This is a genomic window from Sungkyunkwania multivorans, assembly GCF_042675645.1.
GTDB lineage: Bacteria > Bacteroidota > Bacteroidia > Flavobacteriales > Flavobacteriaceae > Sungkyunkwania > Sungkyunkwania multivorans.
Genome location: NZ_JBHTJH010000002.1, coordinates 98,492 through 123,881 on the forward strand (window position 1 = coordinate 98,492; position 25,390 = coordinate 123,881).

Genomic DNA, 25,390 nt, shown 5'->3' on the forward strand with positions numbered 1-25,390 from the left:
AGTTTTGTATAAACTCCTAAAAACAGGATTAGGGCTAACAAGTTGTTCAAGGATCCGCTCAGTGGCGGCATGCTTTTGCAACCTAAACTCACCCTTTTTAATTGTATAACGTTGAGTTTATCAAAAAAATAACTAGTGTAGGCAGTAACCTTATATTTAAAGAACGTGTTCTAAGAAACCAATAGCTCATTTAACGCCTTTAGCCGTTCTATTGTTTCTGTATTTATATTTTCCTCATCAATACCTCGTTGCTCTACCTGTGCTGCAAATTGCAAAGCGCACATGGCCAGCACATCTTGCTTATCCCTCACGGCATAATTCTGCTCAAATTGTTTGATCATGGCCTCTATCTTCTTAGCAGCCTTTCTCAATCCTTCCTCTTGACTTGGCAATATGGTCAACGGGTACACCCTGTCGGCTATCGAAATTTTGATCTTTAGCTTATCTTCCATATTGTTTTAGTCTGAAAGTTGAGCAATGCAATGATCTATTTCCCTGATCAAGGTATTTATTTTTAGCTTTGCAGCTGTTTTACTTTCGTTACTGCCCACCATAGAATTGGCCATCTTGAGTGAATCGTATTTTTCTTGCCAGTTTGAAAGCAATGCTTCTTTGTCGGCCAACGCTCCTTCGAAAACTGAAATCTCATTAGAAAGTCGTTGATTTTCAACTCTCAAGGCTTCTCGTTCTTGCAATAATTGCTTTACGTTGTTTTCTAGCCTCTCAATGATTTTCGAAAGCTCACTCATTAGTGCTCCAATTCTATTTGGATTAAGACAAAGTTAACATACCTTGGTCAACTGAGCAACTGTTTTGATACAATTTTTAAGACTTTTCCTGCTTAAAGTAAGTATCGGTTCTGGTACTTTGGCTTTGTTTTTGTAAATCAAAAACTTTAAAGTTTTACCTCAAAAACTTAATTTAGCAACAATCTTGTGATTTATGTTTAAAAAATTTATTTACACGGCATTAATGCTCACTTGCGGGCTTTCTTTTTCCCAAAAGAAGTATCCCGCCAATACATTCATGTCTCCTGTTGAAATTCCAATCGTGGTCTCGGGTACCTTTGGCGAATTGCGATCCAATCATTTTCACTCTGGAATAGATATTAGAACCGAAGGAAGAGAAGGTTTGAATATATTGGCCATAGGTGACGGCTATGTGTCACGTATAAAAATAGCTCATGGCGGATTTGGAAAAGCATTATATGTTACTCATCCAAATGGGTACACTTCTGTCTATGCGCATTTACAAAAATTCGCGCCCAAGATAGAAGCCTACATAAAAAAGAGACAATATGCTAAAGAGAGCTACCAGATACAAGCCTATCCCGATCCGAACGAATTATCCCTTAAAAAGGGGGAGATCATCGCTTTGAGCGGTAATACGGGCGGGTCCGCAGGTCCACATCTTCACTTTGAAATAAGAGATACCGCCACCGAGCATATCATCAACCCGCTATGGTTTGGTCTCGAAGTTCCCGATTCGAGAGAACCAACGGTAAAAGAGGTCTTCGCCTATGCCATAACCGACAGCTCGCAGGTAAATAGATCGAATGATATCGTTAAATTGAACATCAATAGAAATAAGGACGGAATCTATGTGTCCAATAAGATCTATGCAAATGGCACCATTGGTTTTGGATTGAACACTTTTGACAGGCAGGATGGTGCATGGAACAAGAATGGTATTTATAAGATACAGATGTTCGTCAATGGCGCGCCTAGACTCATCTATGATTTTGAGACCTTCTCCTTTGCCGAATCTAGATATATCAACACGCTCATCGACTATGAGCACTATAAGACTTTTCGCCAGCGAGTACAACGACTTTATAAAGTACCTGCGAATCGGTTGAGTATTTATGAGCGGAATAATGGCTATGTAACAATTGCAGAAGGCCTAAGCTACGATGTTGAAATAGCGATCGAAGATTTTGCGGGCAACATGACTGAGATTAAAATTCCGATCGAAGGGAAGCGATTACCGATCAAAGAACCCAAAATGATTGAAAAAACAGATAAGTATCTTGTTGCAAATCGCGATAATAATTATGAGTTTGAGAAAACATCGGTATACTTTGCCAAGAATACCTTTTACGATGATTTTTATATCGACCTAAGGGAGGAGAACGATACACTCATATTGCATAACGATAAAGTGCCCGCGCACAAAAATTTCACCATCAGCTTTGATGCCTCTGCCTATGAAGACGCTGAATTGGACAAAATGTTCATCGCCATGCTAGAAAGCGATGGCTCCGCCTCCTTTGTATCGGCCAAACGAAACAGTCCTGTCTTCAAGGCGCGCTCTAAAAGTCTTGGCACCTACTTTCTCGCAAAGGACACCATTGCTCCAACGATACAACCAATGAACTTTGCAGAAGGAAAGTGGCTTTCAAATGCAAAGAACCTAAAAGTGAAGATCGATGATGACTTTAGTGGAATAAAAAGCTATAGGGGAACTATCAACGGGGAATGGGTGCTATTTGAATATGAATATAAGACCAACACCTTGACCTATGATTTCGATGATAAAAAATTGGATGGGACAAAACATAATTTAAAACTTACCGTTACCGATAATGTGGGAAATAGTACTACTTTTGCTTCCACTTTTTATCGAAAAGATCCATCACCCTAAACTAGCTCTATATTGAAACAGCTACGTAACCTTTTAGCATTTTTTTCTCTTATCTCTTTCTTTCTGTCATGGTCACAGACGGCAACCGTTCGGGGAGTTGTACTCGACGAAAATAATGTCGGACTTGCCGATGTAAATATCATAACTTCCACAGGTGAAGGTTCACAGACCAATGAGAATGGATTCTATCTGATCGAAATTCCGGCAGAGCGGGAAGTCACCATTATCTTTTCTCACATCTCGCACAAGAATAGCAGTGTGACCCTAACTTTAGGAAAAGACGACGATTATGAGCTGAATCCTATCATGAACACTGAAGTTGAGGAATTTGGGGAGGTGATCGTCACCGCCAATAGAAGAAAAGCGGTTCAAGGCATTAAAACCATATCTCCAAAGGCCATTCGATTGATCCCTGGTGCCAATGCTGGGGTTGAGAATGTCTTAAAATCATTGCCTGGGGTCAATTCCAACAATGAATTAAGCACACAATATTCGGTTCGAGGAGGAAATTTTGATGAAAACCTCATCTATGTAAATGAAATTGAAGTATACCGCCCCTTCTTAATAAGGTCTGGACAACAAGAGGGGCTTAGCTTTGTGAATCCCGACCTGGTGCAGAATGTCGACTTCTCAGCCGGTGGTTTTCAAGCCAAGTTTGGAGACAAATTATCGTCTGTTTTAGACATTAGCTATAAAACGCCTGTAGCCTTTGGCGCTGGTTTGGATGCATCGCTTTTAGGTGGAAGTGCCTATGTGGAAGGGATCACCCCGAACGGAAAGCTTTCAGGTGTAGCGGGATTGCGATATAGGGACAATAGCCTTTTGGTGAACACCAAAGAGACCGAGACCAACTTCAGACCAACATTTATCGATGCACAAACCTATTTCACTTATAAATTCTCTGGAAAGTTTCACCTCAACTTCTTAGGAAACATCTCTTTGAACAAATACAATTATAAACCGCTCACGAGGCAGACAAATTTTGGCACCCTCCAAAATCCAATTGCCTTGCTGGTATTCTATGAAGGACAAGAAGTTGATGAGTATCAAACCGTCTTCGGCGCCTTAAAAGCCAATTATTTTCTTAACGACAAGCTTACGTTAAAGCTCATTGGGTCTGCATACCATACCACAGAGCAAGAGCATTTTGATATTCTGGCACAATATCGACTTGGGGAAGTGAATAGCGATATTGGTGGGGATGATCTTGGAGAGGTCGAATTTTCTGAAGGGATAGGCTCGCAACTCACCCATGCAAGAAATGACCTCGACGCATTGATCTTTAACTTAGAACATAGAGGAATCTATACGGAAGATGATACGCAAATCGATTGGGGTGTAAAATATACCCGAGAAGACATACGCGATCGTGTTGTTGAATGGGAAGTGATCGATTCTGCCGGATTCGCCATTCGCCCACCAGGGTCCGAATTCAATGACCAGCCCTATTCTCCGTTCGAAGGTCCACTGGAAGCCTTTGAGAACATTAGAGCGAGAAATAATACCGTGATCGACCGTGTCTCTGGCTTCGTGCAATGGAGTCAACGCGACGATTGGGGCGATCATGAAGTTTGGTATAATGCTGGTGTTAGGGCACATCACTGGAGCGTTAATGATGAGGCCACGGCCGGCAATTCTTCACAAACCGTTTTTAGCCCAAGGGCCCAATTTGCTATAAAACCTGCGTGGCAAAAGGACATGCTATTTAGAATTTCGGGAGGGTGGTATCACCAACCACCATTCTATAGAGAGTTACGAGATTCGATGGGTGTTGTTCAGCCAAATGTAAAGGCACAACAATCCATACACCTGGTCCTTGGAAACGATTATAGTTTTGAGATGTGGGGAAGACCTTTTAAGCTTACTTCAGAAGCTTATTACAAAAGCCTTACAGATGTAAATCCATACACCCTCGAAAATGTGCGCATCCGCTATAGAGCGCGCAACAACGCAAAGGCTTATGCTTATGGCTTTGGACTACAACTGAACGGTGAATTCGTTCCAGGGACCGAATCTTGGATAAGTTTTGGATATTTGAAGACCGAAGAGAATATAGACAATAGAGGCTATATTGCGCGACCTACGGACCAACGCTTAAAGTTTGCCATGTTATTTCAGGATTATGTGCCCAGGATCCCCGATCTGAAGATGTATCTGAATCTTGTTTATAATACAGGCCTGCCAGGTGGTTCGCCAAGTTATGCCGATCCTTACATATTTCAAAATAGATTAAGGGACTATAAGCGCGCCGATGTGGGGGTGTCTTATGTGTTAACGGATGGTAAGAAAACCTACCCCAAAGGACATTGGTTACACAAGTTCAGAGAACTGAGCGTCGGTGCGGAGATATTCAATATCTTTGATGTACGCAACTCCATCACCAATACTTGGGTCCGAGATGTGTACACCCAAAGAGAATTTGGAATTCCGAATTTTATGACACAAAGGGTGTTTAATGTACGGCTGAGCATGAAATTTTAATTCATAATACTGATAATTAGGTGGTTACATTTATCTAATATCGATTAAGATCCACTGCGATTTCTGATTCTTTTGAAGAAAACTATTAACAATGATCATCGCAGTGAAAAGAAGGTATGGTTTTTGGACTGATTGTCTATAATGTGTAGAGTGCGCGGAAATAGGAAATCATTGGATATTTAAAATTGTTTGTGCCTCCTTATTGGATATAAAGAGAGGATTTTGTCGAAAGAAAAATGAAAAAAATAAACCTCATATTACTATTGCTTATCTTTTCTGCTGAAATGTTCGGCCAAAAGAATATCTATGTAAGCAAACGCTTCGATGAGCTTAGCAAAGATCACAAAGAGCTGGCGATCATTCCTTTTCTAACCACGCTTCAACTCGACGAAAAATTGAGTGAGGAAAAACTAGAGGAAATGGAGAATAAAGAAAGCTATACTGTTCAAAATGCGCTCGAATCCTATTTTCTGAAACGCAAGAAACGTAAGAAATTCACCGTGGAGTTTCAAAATATAGAAGATACCAATACCATCCTGAAGCGAAATAATATTACCCTCCAAAACCTTGATACCTATACCACCCAAGAATTGTGCAAGATCTTGGATGTCGATGGGCTAATTTCTGGGAATCTCCTTCTAAGCACCATCATTTCTGAAGATATCGATGACTCTTTTGATATCGTTTCCATTTTTAGGGGTAAGAGCAATTTTGGAAGAATAAGCATCAAAGTGAGCGACGGCAGCACCGGAAAGCTCCTCTGGAAATATGCGAAGACCATCAACCGAAAGTCGGGTCGAAATACTTTTGCCATCGTAGAGGCGATGATGCGAAAAGCATCGCGAAAATTTCCCTATGATAAAGACTAGATAGAAAGTCGAATATGTCTTTACATTTTTAACTAAAAGTTAAATACTGCCAACTGTCAACTAAACGCAAACTCCTTCAATACGTTCACAGTATAATCGATATCTTCCTTTGTATTGAATTTACTAAAGGAAAAACGTACACTGGGTTTTTTTAACTCCTCTTCAGACAGAATTTCCGTTAAGACATGTGAACCCTGCTCACTACCGGATTGACAAGCGCTGCCTTTAGAACAAGCGATACCCTTTAACTCCAAATGAAACAGCAACATCATCGATTTTTCCTGTGATAGAGGCAGACGCGCATTGACCAAGGTGTATGTACTGTTATCACAATCGGCACAAGTTCCGTTGAAGACGGTCCCTGGTAAGGCTTCTTGGAGCTGCTGCATAAAATATTGCTTGATCTCCATAACATAGGAAGCATCTTCTTTCAAGTGCTCATAGGCGATCTTGAAGGCCTCTTCGAGCCCTACAATATTGTGCACGCTCTCTGTACCGGCCCTAAATCCTCGCTCTTGCGAACCACCAAAGATCAAAGGCTTTAGGCCTGAATCTTTTCGGATATACGCAAAGCCGACTCCCTTTGGCCCATGAAATTTGTGAGCAGCCGCAGTTAAAAAATGCACTTTGGTCCTTTGCAGGTCTAAAGGAAAATGCCCAATGGATTGCACCGTGTCCGAATGGAAGAAGGCATTATATTTTTCGCATAATTCGGCCACTCGATCGATATCGAGGATATTCCCTATTTCATTGTTGACATGCATTAAACTGACCAGTTTTTTTGTATCATCTGCCATCAACAACTGTTCGAGATGCTCGTAATTGGGATTGCCATCCTCTTGAAGTGAAACAAATTTAAGATCGATACCATACTCTTCAGCCAATTCTTTAGCGGTATGCAGCACGGCATGATGTTCGATCTTGGAAGTGATGATCGTCTTCACCTTAAGGTCGCGGACAGCACAACGCATGCCCATGTTGTCGGCCTCAGTACCGCCCGAGGTAAAGATGATCTCTTGCGGCAGGGCATTGAGTTGCTTTGCAATGGTCTTTCTCGCAGTCTCTATCAATGTTTTGGCCGAACGACCAAAACTATGTGTTGAGGATGGGTTACCGTAGGTGTCCAGCAATACTTGGTGCATCCTGTTTGCGACTTCAGGCAGCAACTGCGTGGTAGCAGCACTATCTAGATAAACTCTTTTCAAACCGAAGTGTTTTCAAATTGAAGAATATAACAATTGGCAGGGCCATCGCTAAGTTATCGTCAAAAATACTTCAAATAAAATTATCTACCATAGACTTCGTTATAATTGTATGTTGCCTTACTTTTGTTGAAAATGGAAGTCTTACATATGAAAAAATACCTGCTTTTATTGGGCCTTTTAGCTTTCTTTAGTTGCGATGATGGGAACTTCATTGTCGATGAGCTTAATTTTGATGAAAGCTCTGTAGCCAGATGCACAGAAGGCGACCTTGTCTATTATATGTTCAACCAGGAAAGGACAGAAGCCATATTCATAACACTCGCTTCTAGCATCAATGATACGATTCCCGATCAGACCGTTAGCCTAAGCCAAAGTACGTCCCCGCTTGAATATTTTGCCTTTGCAAGTAATGGGTCTACTTTTTTCTGTAGAACAGTTCCAGACCCGGATGTCTCGGTCATACAACAATGGACAGGTGCTTACAGCGGAGGTACCTTTAGAAACGTTTTGACCTTTGACGATGGCGACGGCATTATTTCGGAGGAAGAGGACCTTAATAGCGATGGAGATGAAGACAATGATGATACTGATATGGATGGTCTCCCTAACTATCTCGACTTTGATGATGACGGCGACAATGTCCCTACCGCTATGGAATTTGACAAGGACAATGATGGGGAGGCAGATGATACCGACAATGATGGTACGCCAGACTATCTGGACGCGGATGACGATGGTGATAATGTACCAACGCGCAATGAGACCACTGCAGGAACGCGCCCAAACAATTATGATGCCGATGACAACGGAACCCCGGATTATCTTGAGCTAAGTCAAGTGACCAACACTGGGGTTGACATCCCAGCAAATGACCTAATTCACAATTACAACAGGCTACTTAATAATACGCTTACTTTTGAGAATCTTTCATTGACCAATGAGAACGGCAACACCATCAATGTCATAGATGATTCCGGCACCTCATTTAGCTTTGGAACCTTGACCATTGTCGACCCAGAACTGAATGTGTTGAACAATTAATCGGTTGTGTTTTGTAAAATATAGACCTCGGTGGCGCCAAGTCCATATTTTTTATAGTCGGCATCGTAGAATTTAACATTATCGTAGCGCCTAAATAGGTATTCCAGCTCCAATTTTAAGATCCCTTCACCCACCCCATGTATGAAGACCACTTTTTGTATGCGCTTGCGAATGGCAAATTCTAGCTGTCGCTTCGCGGTATCCAATTGTAGGGTTAGCATATCGTGATTGGTCATACCTTTCGTCGATGGGGTTAGCTTATGGATATGCAGATCGACCTCCATAGCTGGTGCATTGCGTTCTTTGGGTTTTTTCCTATATGACCTCTTTTTAGTGGTCTCTTTTTCTCTCAGTATGGACTTAAGATCCACCGCCGATACCTGAAGGGCTTCCTCCGGAAGCTTTATCAATTCCTTCGCATCAAATTTTATTACAAAGCCATCGTCATTCTCCACAGTGATCTCTTCCGCATCGATCGCGATAACGGTGGCCTCCCATAATTCGTCTAAAAGCGCTACCCTATCTCCTATTTTCAATTGCATCATCCTGCTGGTTTTGATCCTCTTCTAGCTCTTCGGTAACGACAAAGGAATCCTTTTTTACTGGTTTCTCTTTGATGGTCTTTGACAAATTGAACAAGCCTGTCATAAGGATTAGAAAACCAGCCATTCCAATGAACTTTTTATATTCATAAGATGTTGCTATATATACAATTACGAGCGCTGCACCGATCAAGATCAGCAGATAAAATACCTTTTCTCTAGTATTCCGTACCATTTACCGATAATTTAATTTCATGGGCATAATAATTTCTATTTTTCGGCCGTTAAAGGATTTCGCCACAAATCACGAATCATGAAGTTAAAACTACTTATTTTAATCGCCACGGTTATTCCTACCGTTACATTTTCACAAATATACGTCAGTGCCAACGATTACATCTATGTAAATGATGAAGTTGTTTATAATGGTAGTTATTTAAATTTACAAAATAATGCCGAATTCTTTCTTAGAGATGAAGGTCAACTCATCCAGGGCACTGCCGGTGTGAGCGCAAATGAAGGAGCAGGAGTGCTGTCTGTCTATCAGGAAGGAACGAGCGGGGCATACGAATATAATTATTGGAGTTCGCCCGTAGGAAATCCTTCGGCAGCAGCAGGAAATGAAAATTTCGGGATCGGGCTATTAAATGATGCCGACAGAAACGTTGCCGATGCCGATGCGGACACTGGTTTTACACCGGCCGTTATAACAGGTTCATTTGAAGGACAGGCAGATCCATTGGCGATATCTTCGAGATGGATATATACCTACGAGGCAGGAACGACCTACAGTGATTGGAATTTCATCGGCGGCGCTTCCAATGTGCCAGCTGGTCTTGGATTTACCATGAAGGGAACACAAGGTACAAGCCCGAACAATGTAGGGAGCAATCAGCGTTACGACTTTAGAGGAAAGCCAAACGACGGAACTATCACAGTAAATGTGGGAACTGGCGCCTCTACGCTGACAGGGAATCCATATCCATCCGCATTAGATGTTGCTGCTTTTATTTTGGACCCGCTCAATTCGAACACAAATGGTACGGTCTATTATTGGGATCAAGCAGTAAGAAGTTCTCATTATCTTAATGAATATGAAGGAGGTTATGGCACTTGGGTGCCAGGATCGACAAGCCTTATGCCAATCGACCTCGGAACGTTTGCACGTGCGGTCTACGCTACTTATGATTTTGACGGGAACGCCGTTGGCAATACGGGGAACTTTGGCAGCTCTGCCTATGAAAGAAGATTCGCCCCCATTGGACAAGGGTTTATGATAGAAGGCACAGCAAATGCTACAGTAACACTTAATAATTCGCATCGCGTCTATTACAAAGAGTCCAGTCCATTTTCTGTGTTTCATCGAGGTATTTCTGATGAGGATACCGATATGGAAGAACACTTGCTTATGACAAAGGATGGTACCTTTGACCTTAACGAAATAGAGATATTGGAAGTACCAACCATTTACGTACTCATCAACATCAATAACACCTACACCAGAGAATTGGCCCTTGCATACAGAAACGGTACAAGTATTGATCATGACTTTGGGGCCGATGGAAAACTGATGGACGCACTAGCGATAGATGCTTACTTTGCCATTGCCGAAAATAAATATACAATTCAATCAACTGCATTTGATCTTGAGGAAAAAGTTCCCTTGGGAATCGATGCCAGCACCAACGCTACTATCGATATAAAGGTAGGAGATGTAAAGCACTTGCCAGAAGACCAAGGGATCTACTTGTATGATGCTTTAGAGGATAGTTACACCGATATTAGAGAAGGAATTTTTTCAATAGCACTTCCCAGCGGTACGCTTAACGATCGCTTTAGCATAACGCTAACAGCAAACGATAGGGTCTTAAGTACAGAGGACGTTAAATTTGATGAACAAATAAGCGTTATCCATGACAATGTTGAAAAGAAATTGGTCATTAAGAGCAATGGAGAGATCGATATCAAATCTATAGCACTATTCAATAGTTTAGGGCAACGAGTTCTTAAAAACAAAGGTGGTGGCGAGGATATCCTAGAAATTTCTACCAAAAATCTTCAAGCAGGCATGTATATTGCTTATGTTTCTTCGAAAGAAAATGTTACATTAGCCAAAAAAATACTTATAAAGTAATCTAACCTTTTGGCCGTATTTTTAAAGATCGAAGACTATATGCTGCCCTGCCTTAACAAAAAAATGTTTGGGGTAGACTGCATGGGCTGCGGAATTCAACGCGCATTTGCGTTGCTTTTCCAAGGCGAATTCATCGCTGCTTTTAAAATGTACCCTGCCATTTATACGCTGATCATCTTCGCCTTGTTCATATTTTTCAATTCTTTTATGAAGATCAGGCATGCGAATAAAATAATCGTTAGTCTCGTAATTATCAATGTCATACTCATTGCGGGCAATTTCATACTTAAATTAACAACTAATCAATTATAATACCATGGAAAAACAAAAACTGAATCCGACTTTGGTTTACGTCTTAGCAATTTTGGGACTCCCACTTTGCTGCTGTCTTGGAGTAGGTGTAATCCCTTCTGCCATCGCTTTCTTTATTGCCAAAGGCAAATTGAAACAAGCTAATGAAAATCCAGATCAATTTGAAGGTGTAAAGGCGATGAATACAGCAAAGACGATCGCATTGGTGATCTTGATCATCAACATATTGTATATCGGATGGTCTATTTATAGAATCTCTACCGTTGGTTGGGACGAAATTATGGAGCAACAGCGACAGATCATGGAGCAGTATGGCGTGGAGTAAATGACCCGCACTATCACGATAATTAAAAAGCCGCTCATAAAGCGGCTTTTTTAATATATGTTCATTCAGGTCTTTTCGATTTTGATTCCCTGAACTATACCTATAAGAAAAAATTCCTCACGAAAAGACATCATGCTTGGATTTAAACAATAGAGCTATTGAGAAAGCTCCGGGCCCTTGTAGGAAACCTCCAACTTGTTGATCTTACTTTTCAATTCTTCCATAGAAGCCCTTAGTTCTTCTAAAAGCGAACTATCCGACGGCTCGTCAATTCCAAAAGTAAGTTTGCTATTCACCATCCAAAGTTCTTGAATATCTTCAACCTTTATGGGATAGGGCGCATATTCCTTATTCAATGATATCAAGGTCGCTAGCGCAGGATTCAGTTGATTCTTTTGCAGTTTTTTCACCAGCACGGAATCCTTTAGCACTACGATATAGATCTTACCATCACTCGCTTCTGAAAAATTGGCCACAGCCTTTCCAAGTACCCACTCCCTAGGCCTTATGTTTGGAAGCATGCTATCACCTTCCACCTGAAAACCTCGATACGTTGCATTTCTATATTCGGGTAAAGGAATATTGAACGCTGGTAAGGTATCATACCAAGACACATCGTGTATGTTTTGTGGATACCCCGCCGCAGCTCTCTGATTGACCAACAATATGGAGTCATTATCGTTGGTGTCCAAACAGATCACCTTGGGACTTACATCTACCGATGACACGGTCAATTCTTTGATATGACTTTTACCGTACAACCACAAAGGATTCAAGTTATAGCGATCCAATAGCGCTGCCACGATCCATCCAGAAATTTTGGTCTTCCCGCGTTCGATATCAACCGTACTCGAGCCAATATTTAGTAGTTCGGCAAAGGACTGCTGCGTATAACCTCGCTCTTCCCGTATTTGTTTAAAGCGCCTGGCTTCGATTGGTATCCCTGATTTCATCCTTAACATTTTAAAATATGCAATAAATATAGGAAATATTCCATAATATTGGAATATTTCCATAAATTTAACCAAAAATTGCGCTCTATGAACTTTGATCGAATCAAGGAGAAATTGTCTATCCTTGCTGATGCCGCCAAATACGATGTATCCTGTTCCTCAAGCGGAAGTAAGAGGCTTAATAAGGATAAAGGCCTCGGGGACAGTTCAGGAATGGGGATATGTCATTCCTATACAGAGGATGGTCGATGTGTTTCGCTGTTAAAGATCCTACTGACCAATCATTGCATTTTTGATTGTGCCTACTGCGTAACCCGAAAAAGTAATGATATCAGAAGAGCGGCTTTCAAAGTACAGGAAGTCGTGGATCTTACCATCGCATTTTATCGCAGAAATTATATCGAAGGACTGTTTCTAAGCAGCGGTATCTTCAAAAGTGCCGATACCACCATGGAACGATTGGTTGCTGTAGCGCGCAAATTACGAGAAGAAGAAAATTTCAACGGGTATATCCATCTAAAATCCATTCCCGGCGCTAGTGATGAATTGATGCAAGAAGCAGGGAAATATGCAGATCGACTCTCGGTGAATATTGAAATTCCCTCAGAAAAAGGGTTGAAGCTTTTAGCTCCTGATAAAAAAAGAGAAGATTTCATCAAACCGATGAAGACAGTCCAAAACGGCATCATTAAATATAAGAACGAAAAGAAACTTTTCAAGAGCACCCCGAGCTTCGCTCCTGCCGGACAAAGTACTCAAATGATCATTGGGGCGTCTGGGGAAACGGATGCCGAGATCATGTACACTTCGTCCTATTTCTATAAGAAGTTCGGGATGAAACGGGTATACTATTCCGGATATATTCCGATCAGCTTTGATTCCAGACTTCCGTCGATAGGGACAGAAGTTCCCATGCTTCGCGAAAACCGATTGTATCAAACCGATTGGTTATTGCGTTTTTATGGTTTTGATATTCGGGAATTGCTGAATAAGGAACATCCCAACTTGGACAGCGATATCGACCCTAAATTGAGTTGGGCGCTGAGAAACTTACACCTTTTTCCAATCGACATCAACCGTGCCGACAAACAAAGTTTAGCTCGAATTCCCGGTGTTGGCATGAGATCTGTCTCAAAAATTCTCCACGCCAGGCGGTATCGTAGATTAAATTGGGAACATCTAAAGGCCATTGGTATCGCGATGAATAGAGCTAAATATTTTATTTTGTGCGATTCAAGTGATTTCGAACGCAAAGATAGAACGGCCGCCCAACTGAAGAGCCTGATCTTGTCCAACTCCAGCAGCAAGTTCCAAAAGACTCACAATAGCGCTCAACTCAACCTTTTTTCAGCAAATCAAACCCCCATCTTAAGATGACCAATCTAAATTACGATGGTACCTTCGACGGATTCCTTAGTGCTGTTTTTGATATCTATGAGCAGCGGTTGGGCGCAGTTTCCATCCAGCCTAAACTAAGGTCGACGGAGACCTTCTTCGATGAGACCATTGAAGTGATGACAGAAGAGCGGAAAGCCATTCGCGTGTGGAGGGGAATTTCAAAAAAGTGCTCTTCGCGTGGAAGGTCCAATTGCTACCGCGCTTTTTTAAGTGAACTTCCTGGCATCGAAAACAAACTGCTTCACTTTATTAGGCGATCACTTGCGGAGAAGCAACAGATTGACCAAGATTTCGCCGATCCGATCATTTTGGACATTGCCAAGACGGTAAAAATGGTGGGGCGTGAAAAACATCGAATGGATGCTTTTATTCGCTTCAGAAGAACAAAGGATGATATCTATTTTGCAACCATAGCGCCCGATTTTAATGTGTTGCCTCTAAACATTGCCCATTTCAAGAATAGATACGCGGATCAGAAATGGTTGATCTATGATCTAAAGCGAAACTATGGCGCTTATTACGATCTAAAAACCGTAGAACAGGTAACATTGGAGGTTGCTGATAAAAATGCGCTGATCACGACAAAACTTGATGTTTTCACCGAGGATGAGCTCGCTTTTCAAGAATTATGGAAGAATTATTTTAAAAGTACCAATATTCCTTCTCGGAAGAACAACAAACTTCATTTACAGCATGTCCCTAAAAGATATTGGCGATACCTCAGTGAAAAATCTCCTATTTAGAAATAAAAAAGCCACTTAAAAGTGAAATCAAACGTCATTACGATGCCGAGACTTCGGCAGAAGTAATCTGCATTTCGACAGCTGTTAAACAGCTTGCCTCTCCGCCTGTGGCGAATCGCAATGACATTGTTTATTTTTCTGGAGCGGCTTTTTTGACGTCTATACTTTCGACCTTTATTTTTCGAATGACGTGATGGTCGTTTTGATGATCGAAATACAATCCAGCAATTGTTCCTTGGTCATGACCAATGGCGGTGCAAAACGAATGATGTTCCCATGGGTAGGCTTTGCCAAAAGTCCATTTTCCTTCAGGGCCACGCAAATTTCCCAAGCCGTTGAACTATCCTCCGAATCGTTGATCACAATAGCATTGAGGAGTCCTTTACCACGTACCAGACGAACCAAACTGCTCGTCGCTACCAATTTCTGCATTTCCGCTCTAAATAGTTGACCCAATTCTTCGGCGTTTTCGGCAAGATTCTCATCTCTCACCACTTCCAAAGCTGCCATGGCAACTGCGCAGGCCAAAGGATTACCACCAAAAGTAGATCCGTGATTTCCAGGCCGAATGACCTCCATAACTTCATCGTTTGCCAGCACCGCAGAAACTGGAAGAACTCCACCTGAGATGGCCTTGCCCAAAATAAGGACATCAGGTTTTACGTCGGGTGTACCGCTACAGTTCTTATCTACACAGCTACAATTGCCACAGGTAGCCAACAAACGCCCTGTACGAGCGATTCCGGTCTGCACTTCATCGGCAATGAATAGCACATTTTTTGATTTACAGAGGTCGTATGCCTCTTTGATATAATTCTCATCTGGTACATAAACGCCAGCTTCACCTTGAATAGGTTCCACTAAAAAACCAGCTACATGCTCATCTTTAAGCGCTTCAGCCAATGCTCCAAGATCATTATATCTGATAGAGACTATGCCAGGAGTAAAAGGACCAAAGTTCTCGGTTGCTACGGGATCATTGGAGGCAGAAATGATCGTAATGGTACGACCATGAAAATTATTCTGACATACGATGATCTTTGCCTGATTTGCTGGAATCCCTTTTTTCTCATAGCCCCATTTTCGAGCTAATTTGATTGCGGTCTCCACTGCCTCTGCGCCGGTGTTCATAGGTAACACCTTATCAAAACCAAAATATTCGGTCACGTATTTTTCATAAGGCCCAAGCATATCATTGTAGAATGCTCGTGAGGTCAGCGTAAGGTTTTCCCCTTGATTCTTTAACGCGGCGATGATATGAGGATGACAATGACCTTGATTCACCGCAGAATAAGCAGATAAAAAATCATAATATTTCTTTCCTTCTACATCCCACACATATACGCCTTCTCCCCTGCTTAAGACCACAGGAAGCGGATGATAGTTTTGTGCTCCGTACTTTTCCTCCAATGCCATTGCATCTTTAGAGGTTATTTTTTCTAAAACCGACATGATTAAAATTCCTTTAAATGAAACTTCAGTAATTCCTTCTTTTCCGATAGTACGGGAGGAGAGAAATCATCCGTGTAGAGTTCGCAAATTACTAAATATCTAGCTGAAAAAAAGAAATTTCTACATGCAAATTATAAAATTCAAAAAGCGCCTTATTTCTTCTCTCTTGAAGCAAGTGCAGCAACTTGTAGCTCAAGTCTTTTCAGTTCTCGAAGAATGTCGCGCTTATCCATTTGCATCCAGCTGAATAGCTTTATCATTGCCGTGGGCAAGAGGCTTAAAAACCCGGCAGCAGACCACTTGATCAGCTCTTCAGTGGTTTCCGCATTTAGGAATTGAACCAGACAGTATATGAACAGACCAAAGACAACTACATGAACGATCGTCATAATGATCACAAGCCAGCCTATTTTTCCTCGGTGGACACCAATGACCTTATTGATAAGATTCTCTTCTTCAAGTTCATCATAGAAGGCTGCCTCTTCTTCTGTTAGTGCCTCTTTTATTAGTTTGTCAATATCTTCTAACTCACTTTTCATAATGCTTTGTTTTAATGATTGTCCTTAATTTTTCTCTAGCTCTAAAGAGCCTTGTCTTTACTGTTCCTACCGAAATATTCAAAATTTCGCCTATCTCTCGCAGGGAGTACTCTTCAATATAAAATAATGTGAGGATGACCCGCTTTTCATCTGGCAATTGCTTCAACATCACTTTTACCTTTTGCAGGTCATTATCGCCCTCTGTTGTTGGTTCCATTTCCTTCTCTACCGAGGAAAAATTTTGAACATCGAAATTGTTATTCGATCTTTTCTGACTTTTTAGATGATCGATTGCTTTTCTCGTTACTATGGTCATCGCCCAACTACCAAATTGATGCGTGTCTTTCAGCTTATGGACATTCTTTATGATCGCCTGCCAAGAATCTTGTGCTAGATCTTTGGAAGCATGGCTGTCTTTTGTATACCAGTAGGCCTGTTTACAAAGCTTCTTATGCCATCTCCTCACTAAAAGAGCCAATGCCTTGTCGTTGCCCGATTGATAGGACAACACCAACATAGAATCCACTATTTTTTCAGGCTTGTTCATTATTTCTATTCTATAGACAGCTGCATTTTGAAAAGGTTCCCTTTTATGCCATTTTTTTTTTGAAGGCGGTGGTATATGGTATCAAACTACGAACAAAATAGCTACTTTTGCGCCATGAGCAGAAAAAACAGAGGAAGAAGAATTTTTGAAAATATTACAGTCGTTGGTGCTGGCGCCAAGGGCAAGGCTGTCGCGAAAACCGAAGATGGAAAAGTCATTTTTCTCACCAATGCCGTCCCTGGCGATGTGGTGGATATTCAGACCCACAAAAAGAAACGCGCCTACTACGAAGGAAAGGCCACTGTTTTTCACAAGCTTTCAGACAGACGCACAGAACCCGCTTGTCAACATTTTGGTGTTTGCGGTGGTTGTAAGTGGCAGCATATGTCCTATGAAAATCAACTATATTTCAAACAGAAGGAAGTGGAGAATAACCTAAAGCGTTTGGGGGGAATCGAAATACCGGAGATGCAACCAATTCTAGCTTCGAAGGAGCAGTACTTCTATCGAAATAAAATGGAGTTTTCTTTTTCTGACAGCCGCTGGCTGACCGAAGAAGAAATTAAAAGCGAAGAAGATCTGGGCGATCGAAACGCTCTAGGCTTTCACATACCAGGAATGTGGGATAAGATCCTAGACATTAAAAAATGTCATCTACAGGCCGACCCGTCGAACGCTATAAGATTGTCGGTAAAGCAATATGCGGTCGATAATGGGTTAGAATTCTTCAACACCCGAAATCAAACAGGTCTTTTGCGAACGTTGATGATTCGCAACTCTTCTATTGGAGAGATCATGGTATTGATTCAATTCTTCAAAGAGGATAAAGAAAAACGCGAAGCACTACTGGACCATATTTCCACCGAATTTCCACAAATTACATCCCTTCAATATGTGATCAATGGAAAAGGCAATGATACCATCTATGATCAAGAGGTGATCTGCTATAAGGGTCGCGACCATATTTTCGAGGAAATGGAAGATCTTAGATTCAAAATAAATGCGAAGTCCTTCTACCAGACCAACTCTAAGCAGGCATACGAATTGTACAAAGTGACCCGGGATTTTGCTTCGCTCAAAGGAGATGAGCTTGTCTATGATCTATATACAGGAACGGGCACCATCGCCCAATTCGTGGCTAAAAAAGCCAAGAAGGTCATCGGAGTGGAGATCGTTCCTGATGCGATCAAAGCCGCCAAGGAGAACGCACAATTAAACGGTGTAGAAAACGTTGATTTCTTTGTAGGTGATATGAAAAAGGTCTTTGATAAGGATTTTATTGAGACCAACGGACGACCCGACTTGATCATTACCGATCCTCCCCGCGATGGCATGCACAAGGAGGTGGTGCAGCAAATACTGAATATCGCTCCCAAAAGGATCGTCTATGTAAGTTGTAACAGTGCCACACAGGCTAGAGATCTGGCACTGATGGACGAACAATATAAAGTGACCAAAGTACAGCCTGTAGATATGTTTCCTCAGACCTATCATGTGGAAAATGTTGTACTTTTGGAGAAGAGATAAACAATGTTATGCTATTCCCGCGTTGGCGGGAATCTTTTTGAATATGAAGAAAATTCTTTTTTTGATAATGGTCATTGTCGCAGGATTTACCATGTTCTCCTCATGTGAACGCGATGATATTTGCCCAGAGGAAACTCCCACGACTCCACTGATGATCTTACGATTCTATGATGCATCAGATACAAGTTTGATCAAGCCAGTTTCTGGACTTCGGGTGGTAGGCCTCAATGATGATGATACCGAATTGGAGCCCGCATTCACGCCTGCAGCCTCAGATTCCATCGCATTGCCACTTCGGGTGTTTCAGAATACTACACGTTTCATATTCATCAAAGATTATGTGGCTGCCACCGATACTGCCCCAGAACAAGGAAATAGAGACACCCTCACCTTTAATTATATGACGCAAGAGGTTTTCTTAAATCGCGCCTGTGGGTTTATCGCTAATTATAATCTCGACAACACCGCTGGTGTTGTGATCATAGATGATGGTGACAACTGGATCAGTGATACCCTTATAGAAAATGACGGACTTATCAACAATCAAAATGCAGCTCATGTCAGGATATTTCATTAGTCTTTTATGTTGCCTTTTGGTTGTCACCAGTAGCTTCGCACAAGAAACGGAGAGAGACAGTATCGCCTACAAAGAAAAATATGGCATCCGCCTTGGAGCAGATATAGTACGTCCAACTCGGACTTTTTTAGATGATGATTATTCCAGTTTTGAAATCGTCGGTGATTATCGAATTTCCAGAAAATTCTATATTGCTGCTGAATTGGGTAGCGAAGAACGCACCAAGAATGACGATCGACTCAACTATACCACAACGGGAAGTTACATAAAGGTGGGCTTTGACTATAACTTCTATGAAAATTGGATGGGAATGGAGAACGCCATCTACGGCGGACTTCGCTTTGGAATAAGCACCCACAAGCAGACCTTGAATAGCTATCAGATCTACACCATCGATCAAGCATGGGGTGAAGGCGGCCTTTTAGGAGCCGACCCCGATATTCTTGGAGAATACGATGGTCTCAGTGGACAATGGATCGAAGTTGTCTTTGGAATTAAAGTAGAGACTTTCAATAATCTATATATAGGCGCCAGTGCAAGATTGCATTCGTTACTGTCTGATACCGCACCAAGTACTTTCGACAACCTTTATATTCCTGGATTCAATAAAGTGACATCAGACAACTCGTTTGGAGCGAGCTTCAACTACACCATTTCGTACTTGATACCCATCTACAAGAAGAAGAAATAACTAATCTTGAGGATGGTTGGTATAACCAAACCATTTCATCACCACCTTCTCTCCCTCTTTTGTTCTGACCACGCCAAATTTTGGAGTTAAGATACTGGCCAAGACGGCCGATCCAAATAATAATGGGATGTATGGGAGCGCGAGTAACGATCCTATTCCGTACATGAAGATCACAAAGAGGATCCCTGCGCAGAGAAGATTCAATAAGGTTGCTTTTACCTGAGGTTTCATGGGGATTATTTAGTTAGCTATTTTGAATTGCTTGAAACAAAACTACTCAAAATAAGATGTAATATTAAACATTATAGTGTCAAGAACTTTATCCTTCAAACACGAACTTTCAACTTTCAACTTTCGGCTTTCAACTAAGTGATCTGATTCTTCTTGGCCTTCTTACTTCCTGCATACATTTCGTATTTGACCAATCGAGACTCTAATTTTCCATTAAAGAGCTTGATCTTTCTCGAAGGTCGCAATCCAACCTGCTTCAACGCCTCCATGTTCGAAGTGATCATCCAGGCATTGGTGTTCGGGTATCCATGTTTGAGAGTGGTTCCTATATCACCATAAAAAGATTCCATATCGATATCCAAGCGCTCACCATAAGGTGGATTAAAGACCATATGTAATTTCGAATCCTCATCCTCCTTCTTGGTTTCAAAGAAATTCTTATTCTCAAGGGTAATATATTCACTCAAATTGGCATTGCGAACGTTGTCCTTAGCTTTTCTAAATGCCGAGGGGGCCTTGTCGTAGCCAACGATCTTATGATGGAACTCTCTGGTCTTTTTCAAACTAGATTCCATAATTTTTTCAAAGAGATCCATATCATAATCCTCCCATTTTTCAAAGGCAAATTCTGGTCGGTTGATATTCGCCGGGATGTTGCAGGCGATCATCGCCGCTTCAATGGGGATGGTACCACTCCCACACATAGGGTCTAAAAAGTCACATTGCCCGTCCCAACCACTTAGTAAGAGCATGCCCGCAGCTAATACTTCATTGATTGGAGCGATATTGGTCGCCGTCCGATATCCGCGTTGGTGCAGAGACTGTCCCGAACTGTCTAGGGAGATGGTGCATTCGCTATATTGAATATGGACATTGATTCGAAGGTCGGGATGTTTTAGATCTACACTAGGACGCCTACCTTCGGTATTTCTGAACTTATCTACGATCGCATCCTTGGTCTTTAGTGCGATAAATTTTGAATGCTTAAAATAATCGGAATGTACCGTAGCATCTATGGAAAGACTCTGGTCATGCCTCATATATAAATGCCAAGGCATTTGATACACCGCGTCGTATAATTCTTTTTCATTCTTTATCCTAAAGGATTTGATAGGTTTCAATATCTTAATGGCCGTTCTAAGACATAAGTTCGCCTTATACATAAAACCGGTGTCACCAACAAAGCTCACATTACGAACCCCTTCTTGCACGTCCATCGCTCCAAGGTCTTTAAGTTCTTTAGCTAAAAGCGGCTCAAAACTATGCATCGTTTTCGCCACCATCTTAAAATTATTTCCCATCACTTACGTCTATTGCCTTGCAAAAATACTTTAATTTAGCACCATCATAAAACGACTATGCAAAAAGAAGTGAAAAACTGGTATACCTCTTGGTTCGACACTCCCTATTACCATATCCTTTACAAAGACAGAGATCACAAAGAGGCACACCAGTTTATGGATGTGCTTACCAATTACCTGAACCTTCCCGAACAGGCAAAAGTACTGGATCTCGCATGCGGAAAGGGTCGTCATTCCATTTATCTCAACCAGCTTGGGTACGATGTCATTGGTGCTGACCTATCACCGAGCAGCATCGAATATGCAAAGCAATTTGAAAACGACACTCTTCATTTCGTAGAGCACGATATGTGTGTTCCTCTAGGAGCACAGTTCGATGCCATTTTTAATCTTTTTACCAGTTTTGGTTATTTTGAAAATGAAGAGGACAATCTTAATGCCCTCAAGGCTATTAAATGTGATCTAAGTGATGATGGTTTTGCCGTTATCGACTTTATGAACGTGGAATATGTGATCGCCCATTTGGTTCCTGAAGAAGTAAAGACGGTAGAAGGCATCAACTTTTACCTAAAGCGATTTGTGGCAGACGGTCATATCGTAAAAGAAATAAGGTTCAATATAGATGGTGATGACTTTTTCTTCACTGAAAAGGTGAAGGCCTTGACATTGGAAGACTTTCAAAAGTATTTCGAACAAGCCAATATTGATCTTTTAGATATCTTTGGCGATTATAAATTGAACAAATTCGACGCAGATACATCACAGCGATTGGTGATGATATTCAAATAAATGAGCATATACATACTCCCCATATTCGCCGTATTGATAGGATTTCTTTTTGTGTTGATCTTCAAACCCTCCAAGAAAAAGAACCTAAAGCTTTTATTGGCCTTTAGCGGGGCATTCTTGCTGTCCATAACGGTTTTTGAAATGTTACCGCAGGTCTTTAGTGATAATGGAGGAAAGGTTGGCCTATTTATCATGTTAGGAATCCTTTTACAAATTTTTCTGGAGTTCTTCTCTAAGGGTGCAGAACATGGTCATGTACACATCCACCAACATGAGATGAGCTTTCCCTGGCTCTTATTCATCAGTTTAAGCATTCACGCCCTTCTAGAGGGATTCCCAATTAAGACGCATGACAATTTGGTGCTGGGCATAGTCATTCACAAAATACCTGTTGCCGTCATACTCACTACTTTCTTTTTCAACTCCAACATCAAAAGGTGGCAAACCATCATATTTTTGGTGTTATTTGCTTTTATGACGCCATTAGGCAGCTATTTGAATACTTTAGAAGCCATAAACGACTATCAGAATCTCATTAGTGCTTTGGTGATCGGGATCTTCCTCCATATCTCCACGACCATCTTGTTTGAAAGTACCGAGGGGCATAAATTTAACCTTGCAAAAATGACCGTGATCGTGACGGCCATTATTATTGCCTATTTCCTTTGACGATGTTCAGTAAAGAAGAATCCAGATTGATGCGAGAGGAATTTTGGACCTCCTTTGGGAAATCCTTCCCTAGAAAATGGATACTTTATAATACGAAGATAAAAGGACTTTCGTTCAAGTTCTATTTTGATCGAAAGACGGCAATGGTATTGCTCGATATAGAAGATGAGAATCTCGAAAACAGGATCGATCTCTGGGAAAAGATCATTTCCTTAAAGTCAATATTGCTAGAATTTTTGCCAAATGCGGTTTTTGAGGATGTCTATTTTTTAGAAAACGGTAAAGAGATATCAAGGGTTTATGTACAGCTGGATAAGAAGGTAAGTATCCACAATAAGGATACTTGGAGGGATGTCATGGAATTCTTCAATCATCACATGCGACAATTCGAAATATTCTTTGAAGAATACAAAGATGTCATCAAGACTTAGATCACCTCATAGAATACCATACAAAAATGGCTCACGGCACCAGCCAAAACGAAGAAATGCCATATCACATGATGAAAGCGCATCTTTTTGAGCGCATAAAAGATGGTGCCAAGTGTGTAAAAGATACCGCCGAGCAACATCAGTCTCAGACCTGATGATGACAACACCTCCATAACATCCCGGATATAAAAGATAATGAGCCATCCCATGGCCAAATAAAGAAACAACGATAGCTTTTCAAATCGCCCCGTAAAGAAGATCTTTAAGAACGTTCCCACGATAGCGATGATCCAAACGATCCAGAAGATGGTCCAACCAGGACCACTTTCCAAGGTTATCAATGCAACTGGTGTGTAGGTACCTGCGATCAAGTAGTAAATACTGATATGATCGATCTTCCGCCAAATTCGCTTATGTCGAATGCTGGTCACCGCATGGTAGATGGTGGATGCAGAGAACAAAATGATAATAGAAAGCGCATAGAGGAAGATACTCAAGGTACTGAAAGCAGTGCGTCCATTGTCATTGACCAATAGAAGTATCAATCCCACAACCCCCAATATTATGCCCAAGGCATGTGAAACAACATTCCATAGCTCCTCGCGCCTACTTTGTATGACATCCATAGTCCTAAGATATTTAAGGAGACAAAATTACAATTATTCCATACAAAATCGATTCCTATGAGATGATTCTCACGGCGTTGAAAAGCGAAAAAAATCGGTAAAGCGCGAGCACGAGATTTTCTTCAACTTTTCCCATACCAATTTCGCAGGTTGACAACAATTTTTTCCCGTTTAGGTGAATAATAACTACGTTTATACCATACGATTAGTTATTTGCCCCAACTGATTATACTTTTACAACGTGATTCAAAAAGTTGATCACCTAAAAACCTGCTAAAATGATTACAAGAAACATTGCCCTCTTCTGGAATCTACTTCACTTCAACATTTTTAAGCTAGAAACATTCATAGCAAAGAGCATCGTACAACCTGTGTTGGTCTTTATCAAACTAAAGGATGGTAAAGAGTACTACGAGCAGACCGATGTGAATATCGAAGAAGAAGGAATTTTAGAAGAGCTTGTAAATCCGATAGAGATGTCTAATCGCATCATCGCGGACACGGTAATGTTCTTTCTAGCCTTTATGCTACATTATGCAGCCATCAATATTTTTCTCGCAATCACTGGTGCTGCATTGAGCAAGGCAATTCTTATTGGGATCGCGGTTATTGGAGCCATTGCTTTTAACTACGAGACGCTCTACAAGGAATATCGATTTCTAGAGCATCAATCGTTGCTAAAAAAGACATCTTCGCTGCGCAAGAAGTTATATGCACTGGCCACAGCATTCTCTATATTGGGAATCTTTTTCGTCACGGCATTCAGCACCATTCTATAAAAGTATATTAGGCTCAAGTTTTCTTTCTTTTTGGCGCCACCCATATCTACGATATTGGGTCGGGCTATCACTTGTCGCTCTCTTCACTTATCCGTTCATAGGAGCTCCGACAGGTCGTTCTATCCCTGGCGCGAATACCCCTTATGATTCAATCGAAGTAGGATTTTAAAGTATGTGCGGTCTAATTCTCTAAAAAAGCCTTTTCAGTTGATTTGGCTGAGTTCCATAAAAGATACAGACTCCTTATTTACTAAATGATTTATAGTGAAGCGTACATAGCTATAAGAATTATTCATGTTTTGGGCAGAATACGCACCTTGAGTACAAGCAATATCAATGATATCCTTCTTTTTGTCGGCGAGCAGTCGCCATTATCTGATACTCATTCTCAGAAGCAGAAAAAATTCCAAAGTGAAGGAAACTCACTTTGGGAATCTACCAAATAAAAAAGACCCAACCTGTTGTCAGGTTGGGTCCTTGTAAGAAGGCGGCGACCTACTCTCCCACCATGTAGGCAGTACCATCGGCGCTGGCGGGCTTAACTGCCCTGTTCGGGATGGGAAGGGGTGAGCCCCGCCGCCATCG

28 protein-coding genes, 1 rRNA gene and 1 other RNA gene are annotated in these 25,390 nt (G+C 41.3%); 16 read left to right on the plus strand and 14 right to left on the minus strand.

Going from position 1 to position 25,390, the window contains the following annotated elements; genetic code table 11:
* Positions 1 to 10 precede the first annotated feature (10 nt).
* The 3 genes from ssrS to ACFQ1M_RS01805 form a co-directional block, all read right to left on the minus strand.
* A non-coding RNA gene (gene ssrS / locus ACFQ1M_RS01795) (6S RNA) lies at positions 11 to 117 on the minus strand.
* A 53-nt stretch (positions 118 to 170) separates the two neighbouring features.
* Entirely contained in the window at positions 171 to 452 is a 282-nt protein-coding gene (locus tag ACFQ1M_RS01800) for a cell division protein ZapA (RefSeq protein ID WP_386402968.1), read from the minus strand.
* Positions 453 to 458: 6 nt separating this feature from the next.
* Positions 459 to 749 carry a hypothetical protein gene (locus ACFQ1M_RS01805; protein ID WP_386402971.1) on the minus strand — a complete coding sequence of 97 codons (291 nt, stop codon included), beginning with the start codon at positions 747 to 749 and terminating at the stop codon, positions 459 to 461.
* Positions 750 to 942: 193 nt separating this feature from the next.
* Between ACFQ1M_RS01805 and ACFQ1M_RS01810 the strand changes: the two genes are divergently transcribed.
* The 3 genes from ACFQ1M_RS01810 to ACFQ1M_RS01820 all read left to right on the plus strand — a co-directional run bounded on the left by ACFQ1M_RS01810 (position 943) and on the right by ACFQ1M_RS01820 (position 5,993).
* Positions 943 to 2,643 carry a M23 family metallopeptidase gene (locus ACFQ1M_RS01810; RefSeq protein ID WP_386402974.1) on the plus strand — a complete coding sequence of 567 codons (1,701 nt, stop codon included), beginning with the start codon at positions 943 to 945 and terminating at the stop codon, positions 2,641 to 2,643.
* A gap of 12 nt (positions 2,644 to 2,655) precedes the next feature.
* A complete protein-coding gene (locus ACFQ1M_RS01815; RefSeq protein WP_386402976.1) occupies positions 2,656 to 5,124 on the plus strand; it encodes a TonB-dependent receptor in 2,469 nt (822 codons plus the stop codon).
* Positions 5,125 to 5,360: 236 nt separating this feature from the next.
* On the plus strand, positions 5,361 to 5,993 hold the full coding sequence (locus ACFQ1M_RS01820) for a hypothetical protein (protein ID WP_386402979.1): 633 nt from the start codon (positions 5,361 to 5,363) through the stop codon (positions 5,991 to 5,993).
* Positions 5,994 to 6,049: 56 nt separating this feature from the next.
* Here the strand turns inward: ACFQ1M_RS01820 and ACFQ1M_RS01825 are convergent, their stop codons facing one another.
* Positions 6,050 to 7,198 (minus strand): cysteine desulfurase family protein, encoded by a 1,149-nt coding sequence (locus ACFQ1M_RS01825; RefSeq protein ID WP_386402982.1) that lies wholly within the window; start codon positions 7,196 to 7,198, stop codon positions 6,050 to 6,052.
* A 147-nt stretch (positions 7,199 to 7,345) separates the two neighbouring features.
* Here ACFQ1M_RS01825 and ACFQ1M_RS01830 point away from each other — a divergent pair, with 147 nt between their 5' ends.
* Positions 7,346 to 8,239 carry a hypothetical protein gene (locus ACFQ1M_RS01830; protein ID WP_386402985.1) on the plus strand — a complete coding sequence of 298 codons (894 nt, stop codon included), beginning with the start codon at positions 7,346 to 7,348 and terminating at the stop codon, positions 8,237 to 8,239.
* On the opposite strand, the gene ACFQ1M_RS01835 is transcribed toward ACFQ1M_RS01830, so the two are convergent.
* Positions 8,236 to 8,784: a Smr/MutS family protein gene (locus ACFQ1M_RS01835; RefSeq protein WP_386402988.1), complete on the minus strand. Its 549-nt coding sequence runs from the start codon at positions 8,782 to 8,784 to the stop codon at positions 8,236 to 8,238. The genes ACFQ1M_RS01830 and ACFQ1M_RS01835 overlap by 4 nt on opposite strands.
* Positions 8,759 to 9,016: a hypothetical protein gene (locus ACFQ1M_RS01840; protein ID WP_386402991.1), complete on the minus strand. Its 258-nt coding sequence runs from the start codon at positions 9,014 to 9,016 to the stop codon at positions 8,759 to 8,761. The genes ACFQ1M_RS01835 and ACFQ1M_RS01840 overlap by 26 nt, the downstream gene beginning before the upstream one ends.
* 78 nt (positions 9,017 to 9,094) lie before the next feature.
* On the opposite strand from ACFQ1M_RS01840, the gene ACFQ1M_RS01845 reads away from it, so the two are divergent.
* The 3 genes from ACFQ1M_RS01845 (at position 9,095) to ACFQ1M_RS01855 (ending at position 11,552) form a co-directional block, all read left to right on the plus strand.
* Positions 9,095 to 10,915: a T9SS type A sorting domain-containing protein gene (locus ACFQ1M_RS01845; protein WP_386402994.1), complete on the plus strand. Its 1,821-nt coding sequence runs from the start codon at positions 9,095 to 9,097 to the stop codon at positions 10,913 to 10,915.
* Positions 10,916 to 10,996: 81 nt separating this feature from the next.
* Positions 10,997 to 11,227: a DUF2752 domain-containing protein gene (locus ACFQ1M_RS01850; RefSeq protein ID WP_386403059.1), complete on the plus strand. Its 231-nt coding sequence runs from the start codon at positions 10,997 to 10,999 to the stop codon at positions 11,225 to 11,227.
* Between the two features lie 4 nt (positions 11,228 to 11,231).
* On the plus strand, positions 11,232 to 11,552 hold the full coding sequence (locus ACFQ1M_RS01855) for a CCC motif membrane protein (protein ID WP_386402997.1): 321 nt from the start codon (positions 11,232 to 11,234) through the stop codon (positions 11,550 to 11,552).
* A 155-nt stretch (positions 11,553 to 11,707) separates the two neighbouring features.
* Here the strand turns inward: ACFQ1M_RS01855 and ACFQ1M_RS01860 are convergent, their stop codons facing one another.
* Positions 11,708 to 12,505, minus strand: a complete 798-nt coding sequence (locus ACFQ1M_RS01860; RefSeq protein ID WP_386403000.1) for a LexA family transcriptional regulator — start codon at positions 12,503 to 12,505, stop codon at positions 11,708 to 11,710.
* 87 nt (positions 12,506 to 12,592) lie between these two features.
* Between ACFQ1M_RS01860 and ACFQ1M_RS01865 the strand changes: the two genes are divergently transcribed.
* Positions 12,593 to 13,882 (plus strand): putative DNA modification/repair radical SAM protein, encoded by a 1,290-nt coding sequence (locus ACFQ1M_RS01865; protein WP_386403003.1) that lies wholly within the window; start codon positions 12,593 to 12,595, stop codon positions 13,880 to 13,882.
* On the plus strand, positions 13,879 to 14,646 hold the full coding sequence (locus ACFQ1M_RS01870; protein ID WP_386403006.1) for a TIGR03915 family putative DNA repair protein: 768 nt from the start codon (positions 13,879 to 13,881) through the stop codon (positions 14,644 to 14,646). The genes ACFQ1M_RS01865 and ACFQ1M_RS01870 overlap by 4 nt, the downstream gene beginning before the upstream one ends.
* Before the next feature lie 174 nt (positions 14,647 to 14,820).
* On the opposite strand, the gene rocD is transcribed toward ACFQ1M_RS01870, so the two are convergent.
* The 3 genes from rocD to ACFQ1M_RS01885 all read right to left on the minus strand — a co-directional run bounded on the left by rocD (position 14,821) and on the right by ACFQ1M_RS01885 (position 17,184).
* Positions 14,821 to 16,098, minus strand: a complete 1,278-nt coding sequence (gene rocD, locus ACFQ1M_RS01875; RefSeq protein WP_386403009.1) for an ornithine--oxo-acid transaminase — start codon at positions 16,096 to 16,098, stop codon at positions 14,821 to 14,823.
* A 152-nt stretch (positions 16,099 to 16,250) separates the two neighbouring features.
* Positions 16,251 to 16,637: a DUF6768 family protein gene (locus ACFQ1M_RS01880; RefSeq protein ID WP_386403012.1), complete on the minus strand. Its 387-nt coding sequence runs from the start codon at positions 16,635 to 16,637 to the stop codon at positions 16,251 to 16,253.
* A complete protein-coding gene (locus ACFQ1M_RS01885) occupies positions 16,627 to 17,184 on the minus strand; it encodes an RNA polymerase sigma factor (protein WP_386403015.1) in 558 nt (185 codons plus the stop codon). Before ACFQ1M_RS01885 ends, ACFQ1M_RS01880 begins: the two co-directional genes overlap by 11 nt.
* Before the next feature lie 114 nt (positions 17,185 to 17,298).
* Between ACFQ1M_RS01885 and rlmD the strand changes: the two genes are divergently transcribed.
* Genes rlmD through ACFQ1M_RS01900 form a run of 3 tightly spaced genes read left to right on the plus strand, consistent with a single transcriptional unit; the run spans position 17,299 to position 19,979 of the window.
* The gene (gene rlmD / locus ACFQ1M_RS01890; RefSeq protein WP_386403018.1) at positions 17,299 to 18,711 is read left to right on the plus strand and encodes a 23S rRNA (uracil(1939)-C(5))-methyltransferase RlmD; all 1,413 of its coding nucleotides are present in this window, start codon (positions 17,299 to 17,301) and stop codon (positions 18,709 to 18,711) included.
* A gap of 43 nt (positions 18,712 to 18,754) precedes the next feature.
* On the plus strand, positions 18,755 to 19,288 hold the full coding sequence (locus ACFQ1M_RS01895) for a DUF6452 family protein (RefSeq protein WP_386403021.1): 534 nt from the start codon (positions 18,755 to 18,757) through the stop codon (positions 19,286 to 19,288).
* Positions 19,269 to 19,979, plus strand: coding sequence for a DUF6048 family protein (locus ACFQ1M_RS01900; RefSeq protein WP_386403024.1), 711 nt, complete (start codon positions 19,269 to 19,271; stop codon positions 19,977 to 19,979). The genes ACFQ1M_RS01895 and ACFQ1M_RS01900 overlap by 20 nt, the downstream gene beginning before the upstream one ends.
* On the opposite strand, the gene ACFQ1M_RS01905 is transcribed toward ACFQ1M_RS01900, so the two are convergent.
* Both ACFQ1M_RS01905 and ACFQ1M_RS01910 read right to left on the minus strand, forming a co-directional pair.
* Positions 19,980 to 20,210, minus strand: coding sequence for a hypothetical protein (locus ACFQ1M_RS01905; protein WP_386403027.1), 231 nt, complete (start codon positions 20,208 to 20,210; stop codon positions 19,980 to 19,982).
* A 134-nt stretch (positions 20,211 to 20,344) separates the two neighbouring features.
* Positions 20,345 to 21,511 carry a THUMP domain-containing class I SAM-dependent RNA methyltransferase gene (locus tag ACFQ1M_RS01910; protein WP_386403030.1) on the minus strand — a complete coding sequence of 389 codons (1,167 nt, stop codon included), beginning with the start codon at positions 21,509 to 21,511 and terminating at the stop codon, positions 20,345 to 20,347.
* A 57-nt stretch (positions 21,512 to 21,568) separates the two neighbouring features.
* On the opposite strand from ACFQ1M_RS01910, the gene ACFQ1M_RS01915 reads away from it, so the two are divergent.
* The 3 genes from ACFQ1M_RS01915 to ACFQ1M_RS01925 are packed head-to-tail and all read left to right on the plus strand — an operon-like array spanning position 21,569 to position 23,400.
* Positions 21,569 to 22,300, plus strand: coding sequence for a class I SAM-dependent methyltransferase (locus tag ACFQ1M_RS01915; protein ID WP_386403032.1), 732 nt, complete (start codon positions 21,569 to 21,571; stop codon positions 22,298 to 22,300).
* Complete coding sequence (locus tag ACFQ1M_RS01920; RefSeq protein ID WP_386403035.1) at positions 22,301 to 22,969, plus strand: ZIP family metal transporter; 669 nt, start codon at positions 22,301 to 22,303, stop codon at positions 22,967 to 22,969.
* A 2-nt stretch (positions 22,970 to 22,971) separates the two neighbouring features.
* The gene (locus tag ACFQ1M_RS01925) at positions 22,972 to 23,400 is read left to right on the plus strand and encodes a DUF4268 domain-containing protein (RefSeq protein WP_386403038.1); all 429 of its coding nucleotides are present in this window, start codon (positions 22,972 to 22,974) and stop codon (positions 23,398 to 23,400) included.
* On the opposite strand, the gene trhA is transcribed toward ACFQ1M_RS01925, so the two are convergent.
* Complete coding sequence (gene trhA / locus ACFQ1M_RS01930) at positions 23,397 to 24,026, minus strand: PAQR family membrane homeostasis protein TrhA (RefSeq protein ID WP_386403041.1); 630 nt, start codon at positions 24,024 to 24,026, stop codon at positions 23,397 to 23,399. The two genes, ACFQ1M_RS01925 and trhA, sit on opposite strands and share 4 nt — an antisense overlap.
* Positions 24,027 to 24,304: 278 nt before the next feature.
* On the opposite strand from trhA, the gene ACFQ1M_RS01935 reads away from it, so the two are divergent.
* Complete coding sequence (locus ACFQ1M_RS01935) at positions 24,305 to 24,805, plus strand: hypothetical protein (RefSeq protein ID WP_386403044.1); 501 nt, start codon at positions 24,305 to 24,307, stop codon at positions 24,803 to 24,805.
* Positions 24,806 to 25,287: 482 nt separating this feature from the next.
* Here ACFQ1M_RS01935 and rrf read toward each other — a convergent pair.
* Positions 25,288 to 25,390: ribosomal RNA gene (gene rrf, locus ACFQ1M_RS01940) — 5S ribosomal RNA — on the minus strand; the annotation flags it as partial.

Excerpts from the sequence above, each read along its gene's own strand:
- ACFQ1M_RS01800 (WP_386402968.1), bottom strand. The coding sequence starts at position 452 with ATGGAAGATAAGCTAAAGATCAAAATTTCGATAGCCGACAGGGTGTAC.
- ACFQ1M_RS01805 (WP_386402971.1), bottom strand. The coding sequence starts at position 749 with ATGAGTGAGCTTTCGAAAATCATTGAGAGGCTAGAAAACAACGTAAAG.
- ACFQ1M_RS01810 (WP_386402974.1), top strand. The coding sequence starts at position 943 with ATGTTTAAAAAATTTATTTACACGGCATTAATGCTCACTTGCGGGCTT.
- ACFQ1M_RS01820 (WP_386402979.1), top strand. The coding sequence starts at position 5,361 with ATGAAAAAAATAAACCTCATATTACTATTGCTTATCTTTTCTGCTGAA.
- ACFQ1M_RS01830 (WP_386402985.1), top strand. The coding sequence starts at position 7,346 with ATGAAAAAATACCTGCTTTTATTGGGCCTTTTAGCTTTCTTTAGTTGC.
- ACFQ1M_RS01835 (WP_386402988.1), bottom strand. The coding sequence starts at position 8,784 with ATGATGCAATTGAAAATAGGAGATAGGGTAGCGCTTTTAGACGAATTA.
- ACFQ1M_RS01840 (WP_386402991.1), bottom strand. The coding sequence starts at position 9,016 with ATGGTACGGAATACTAGAGAAAAGGTATTTTATCTGCTGATCTTGATC.
- ACFQ1M_RS01845 (WP_386402994.1), top strand. The coding sequence starts at position 9,095 with ATGAAGTTAAAACTACTTATTTTAATCGCCACGGTTATTCCTACCGTT.
- ACFQ1M_RS01850 (WP_386403059.1), top strand. The coding sequence starts at position 10,997 with ATGGGCTGCGGAATTCAACGCGCATTTGCGTTGCTTTTCCAAGGCGAA.
- ACFQ1M_RS01855 (WP_386402997.1), top strand. The coding sequence starts at position 11,232 with ATGGAAAAACAAAAACTGAATCCGACTTTGGTTTACGTCTTAGCAATT.
- ACFQ1M_RS01860 (WP_386403000.1), bottom strand. The coding sequence starts at position 12,505 with ATGAAATCAGGGATACCAATCGAAGCCAGGCGCTTTAAACAAATACGG.
- ACFQ1M_RS01865 (WP_386403003.1), top strand. The coding sequence starts at position 12,593 with ATGAACTTTGATCGAATCAAGGAGAAATTGTCTATCCTTGCTGATGCC.
- ACFQ1M_RS01870 (WP_386403006.1), top strand. The coding sequence starts at position 13,879 with ATGACCAATCTAAATTACGATGGTACCTTCGACGGATTCCTTAGTGCT.
- rocD (WP_386403009.1), bottom strand. The coding sequence starts at position 16,098 with ATGTCGGTTTTAGAAAAAATAACCTCTAAAGATGCAATGGCATTGGAG.
- ACFQ1M_RS01880 (WP_386403012.1), bottom strand. The coding sequence starts at position 16,637 with ATGAAAAGTGAGTTAGAAGATATTGACAAACTAATAAAAGAGGCACTA.
- ACFQ1M_RS01885 (WP_386403015.1), bottom strand. The coding sequence starts at position 17,184 with ATGAACAAGCCTGAAAAAATAGTGGATTCTATGTTGGTGTTGTCCTAT.
- rlmD (WP_386403018.1), top strand. The coding sequence starts at position 17,299 with ATGAGCAGAAAAAACAGAGGAAGAAGAATTTTTGAAAATATTACAGTC.
- ACFQ1M_RS01895 (WP_386403021.1), top strand. The coding sequence starts at position 18,755 with ATGAAGAAAATTCTTTTTTTGATAATGGTCATTGTCGCAGGATTTACC.
- ACFQ1M_RS01900 (WP_386403024.1), top strand. The coding sequence starts at position 19,269 with ATGTCAGGATATTTCATTAGTCTTTTATGTTGCCTTTTGGTTGTCACC.
- ACFQ1M_RS01905 (WP_386403027.1), bottom strand. The coding sequence starts at position 20,210 with ATGAAACCTCAGGTAAAAGCAACCTTATTGAATCTTCTCTGCGCAGGG.
- ACFQ1M_RS01910 (WP_386403030.1), bottom strand. The coding sequence starts at position 21,511 with ATGGGAAATAATTTTAAGATGGTGGCGAAAACGATGCATAGTTTTGAG.
- ACFQ1M_RS01915 (WP_386403032.1), top strand. The coding sequence starts at position 21,569 with ATGCAAAAAGAAGTGAAAAACTGGTATACCTCTTGGTTCGACACTCCC.
- ACFQ1M_RS01920 (WP_386403035.1), top strand. The coding sequence starts at position 22,301 with ATGAGCATATACATACTCCCCATATTCGCCGTATTGATAGGATTTCTT.
- ACFQ1M_RS01925 (WP_386403038.1), top strand. The coding sequence starts at position 22,972 with ATGTTCAGTAAAGAAGAATCCAGATTGATGCGAGAGGAATTTTGGACC.
- trhA (WP_386403041.1), bottom strand. The coding sequence starts at position 24,026 with ATGGATGTCATACAAAGTAGGCGCGAGGAGCTATGGAATGTTGTTTCA.
- ACFQ1M_RS01935 (WP_386403044.1), top strand. The coding sequence starts at position 24,305 with ATGATTACAAGAAACATTGCCCTCTTCTGGAATCTACTTCACTTCAAC.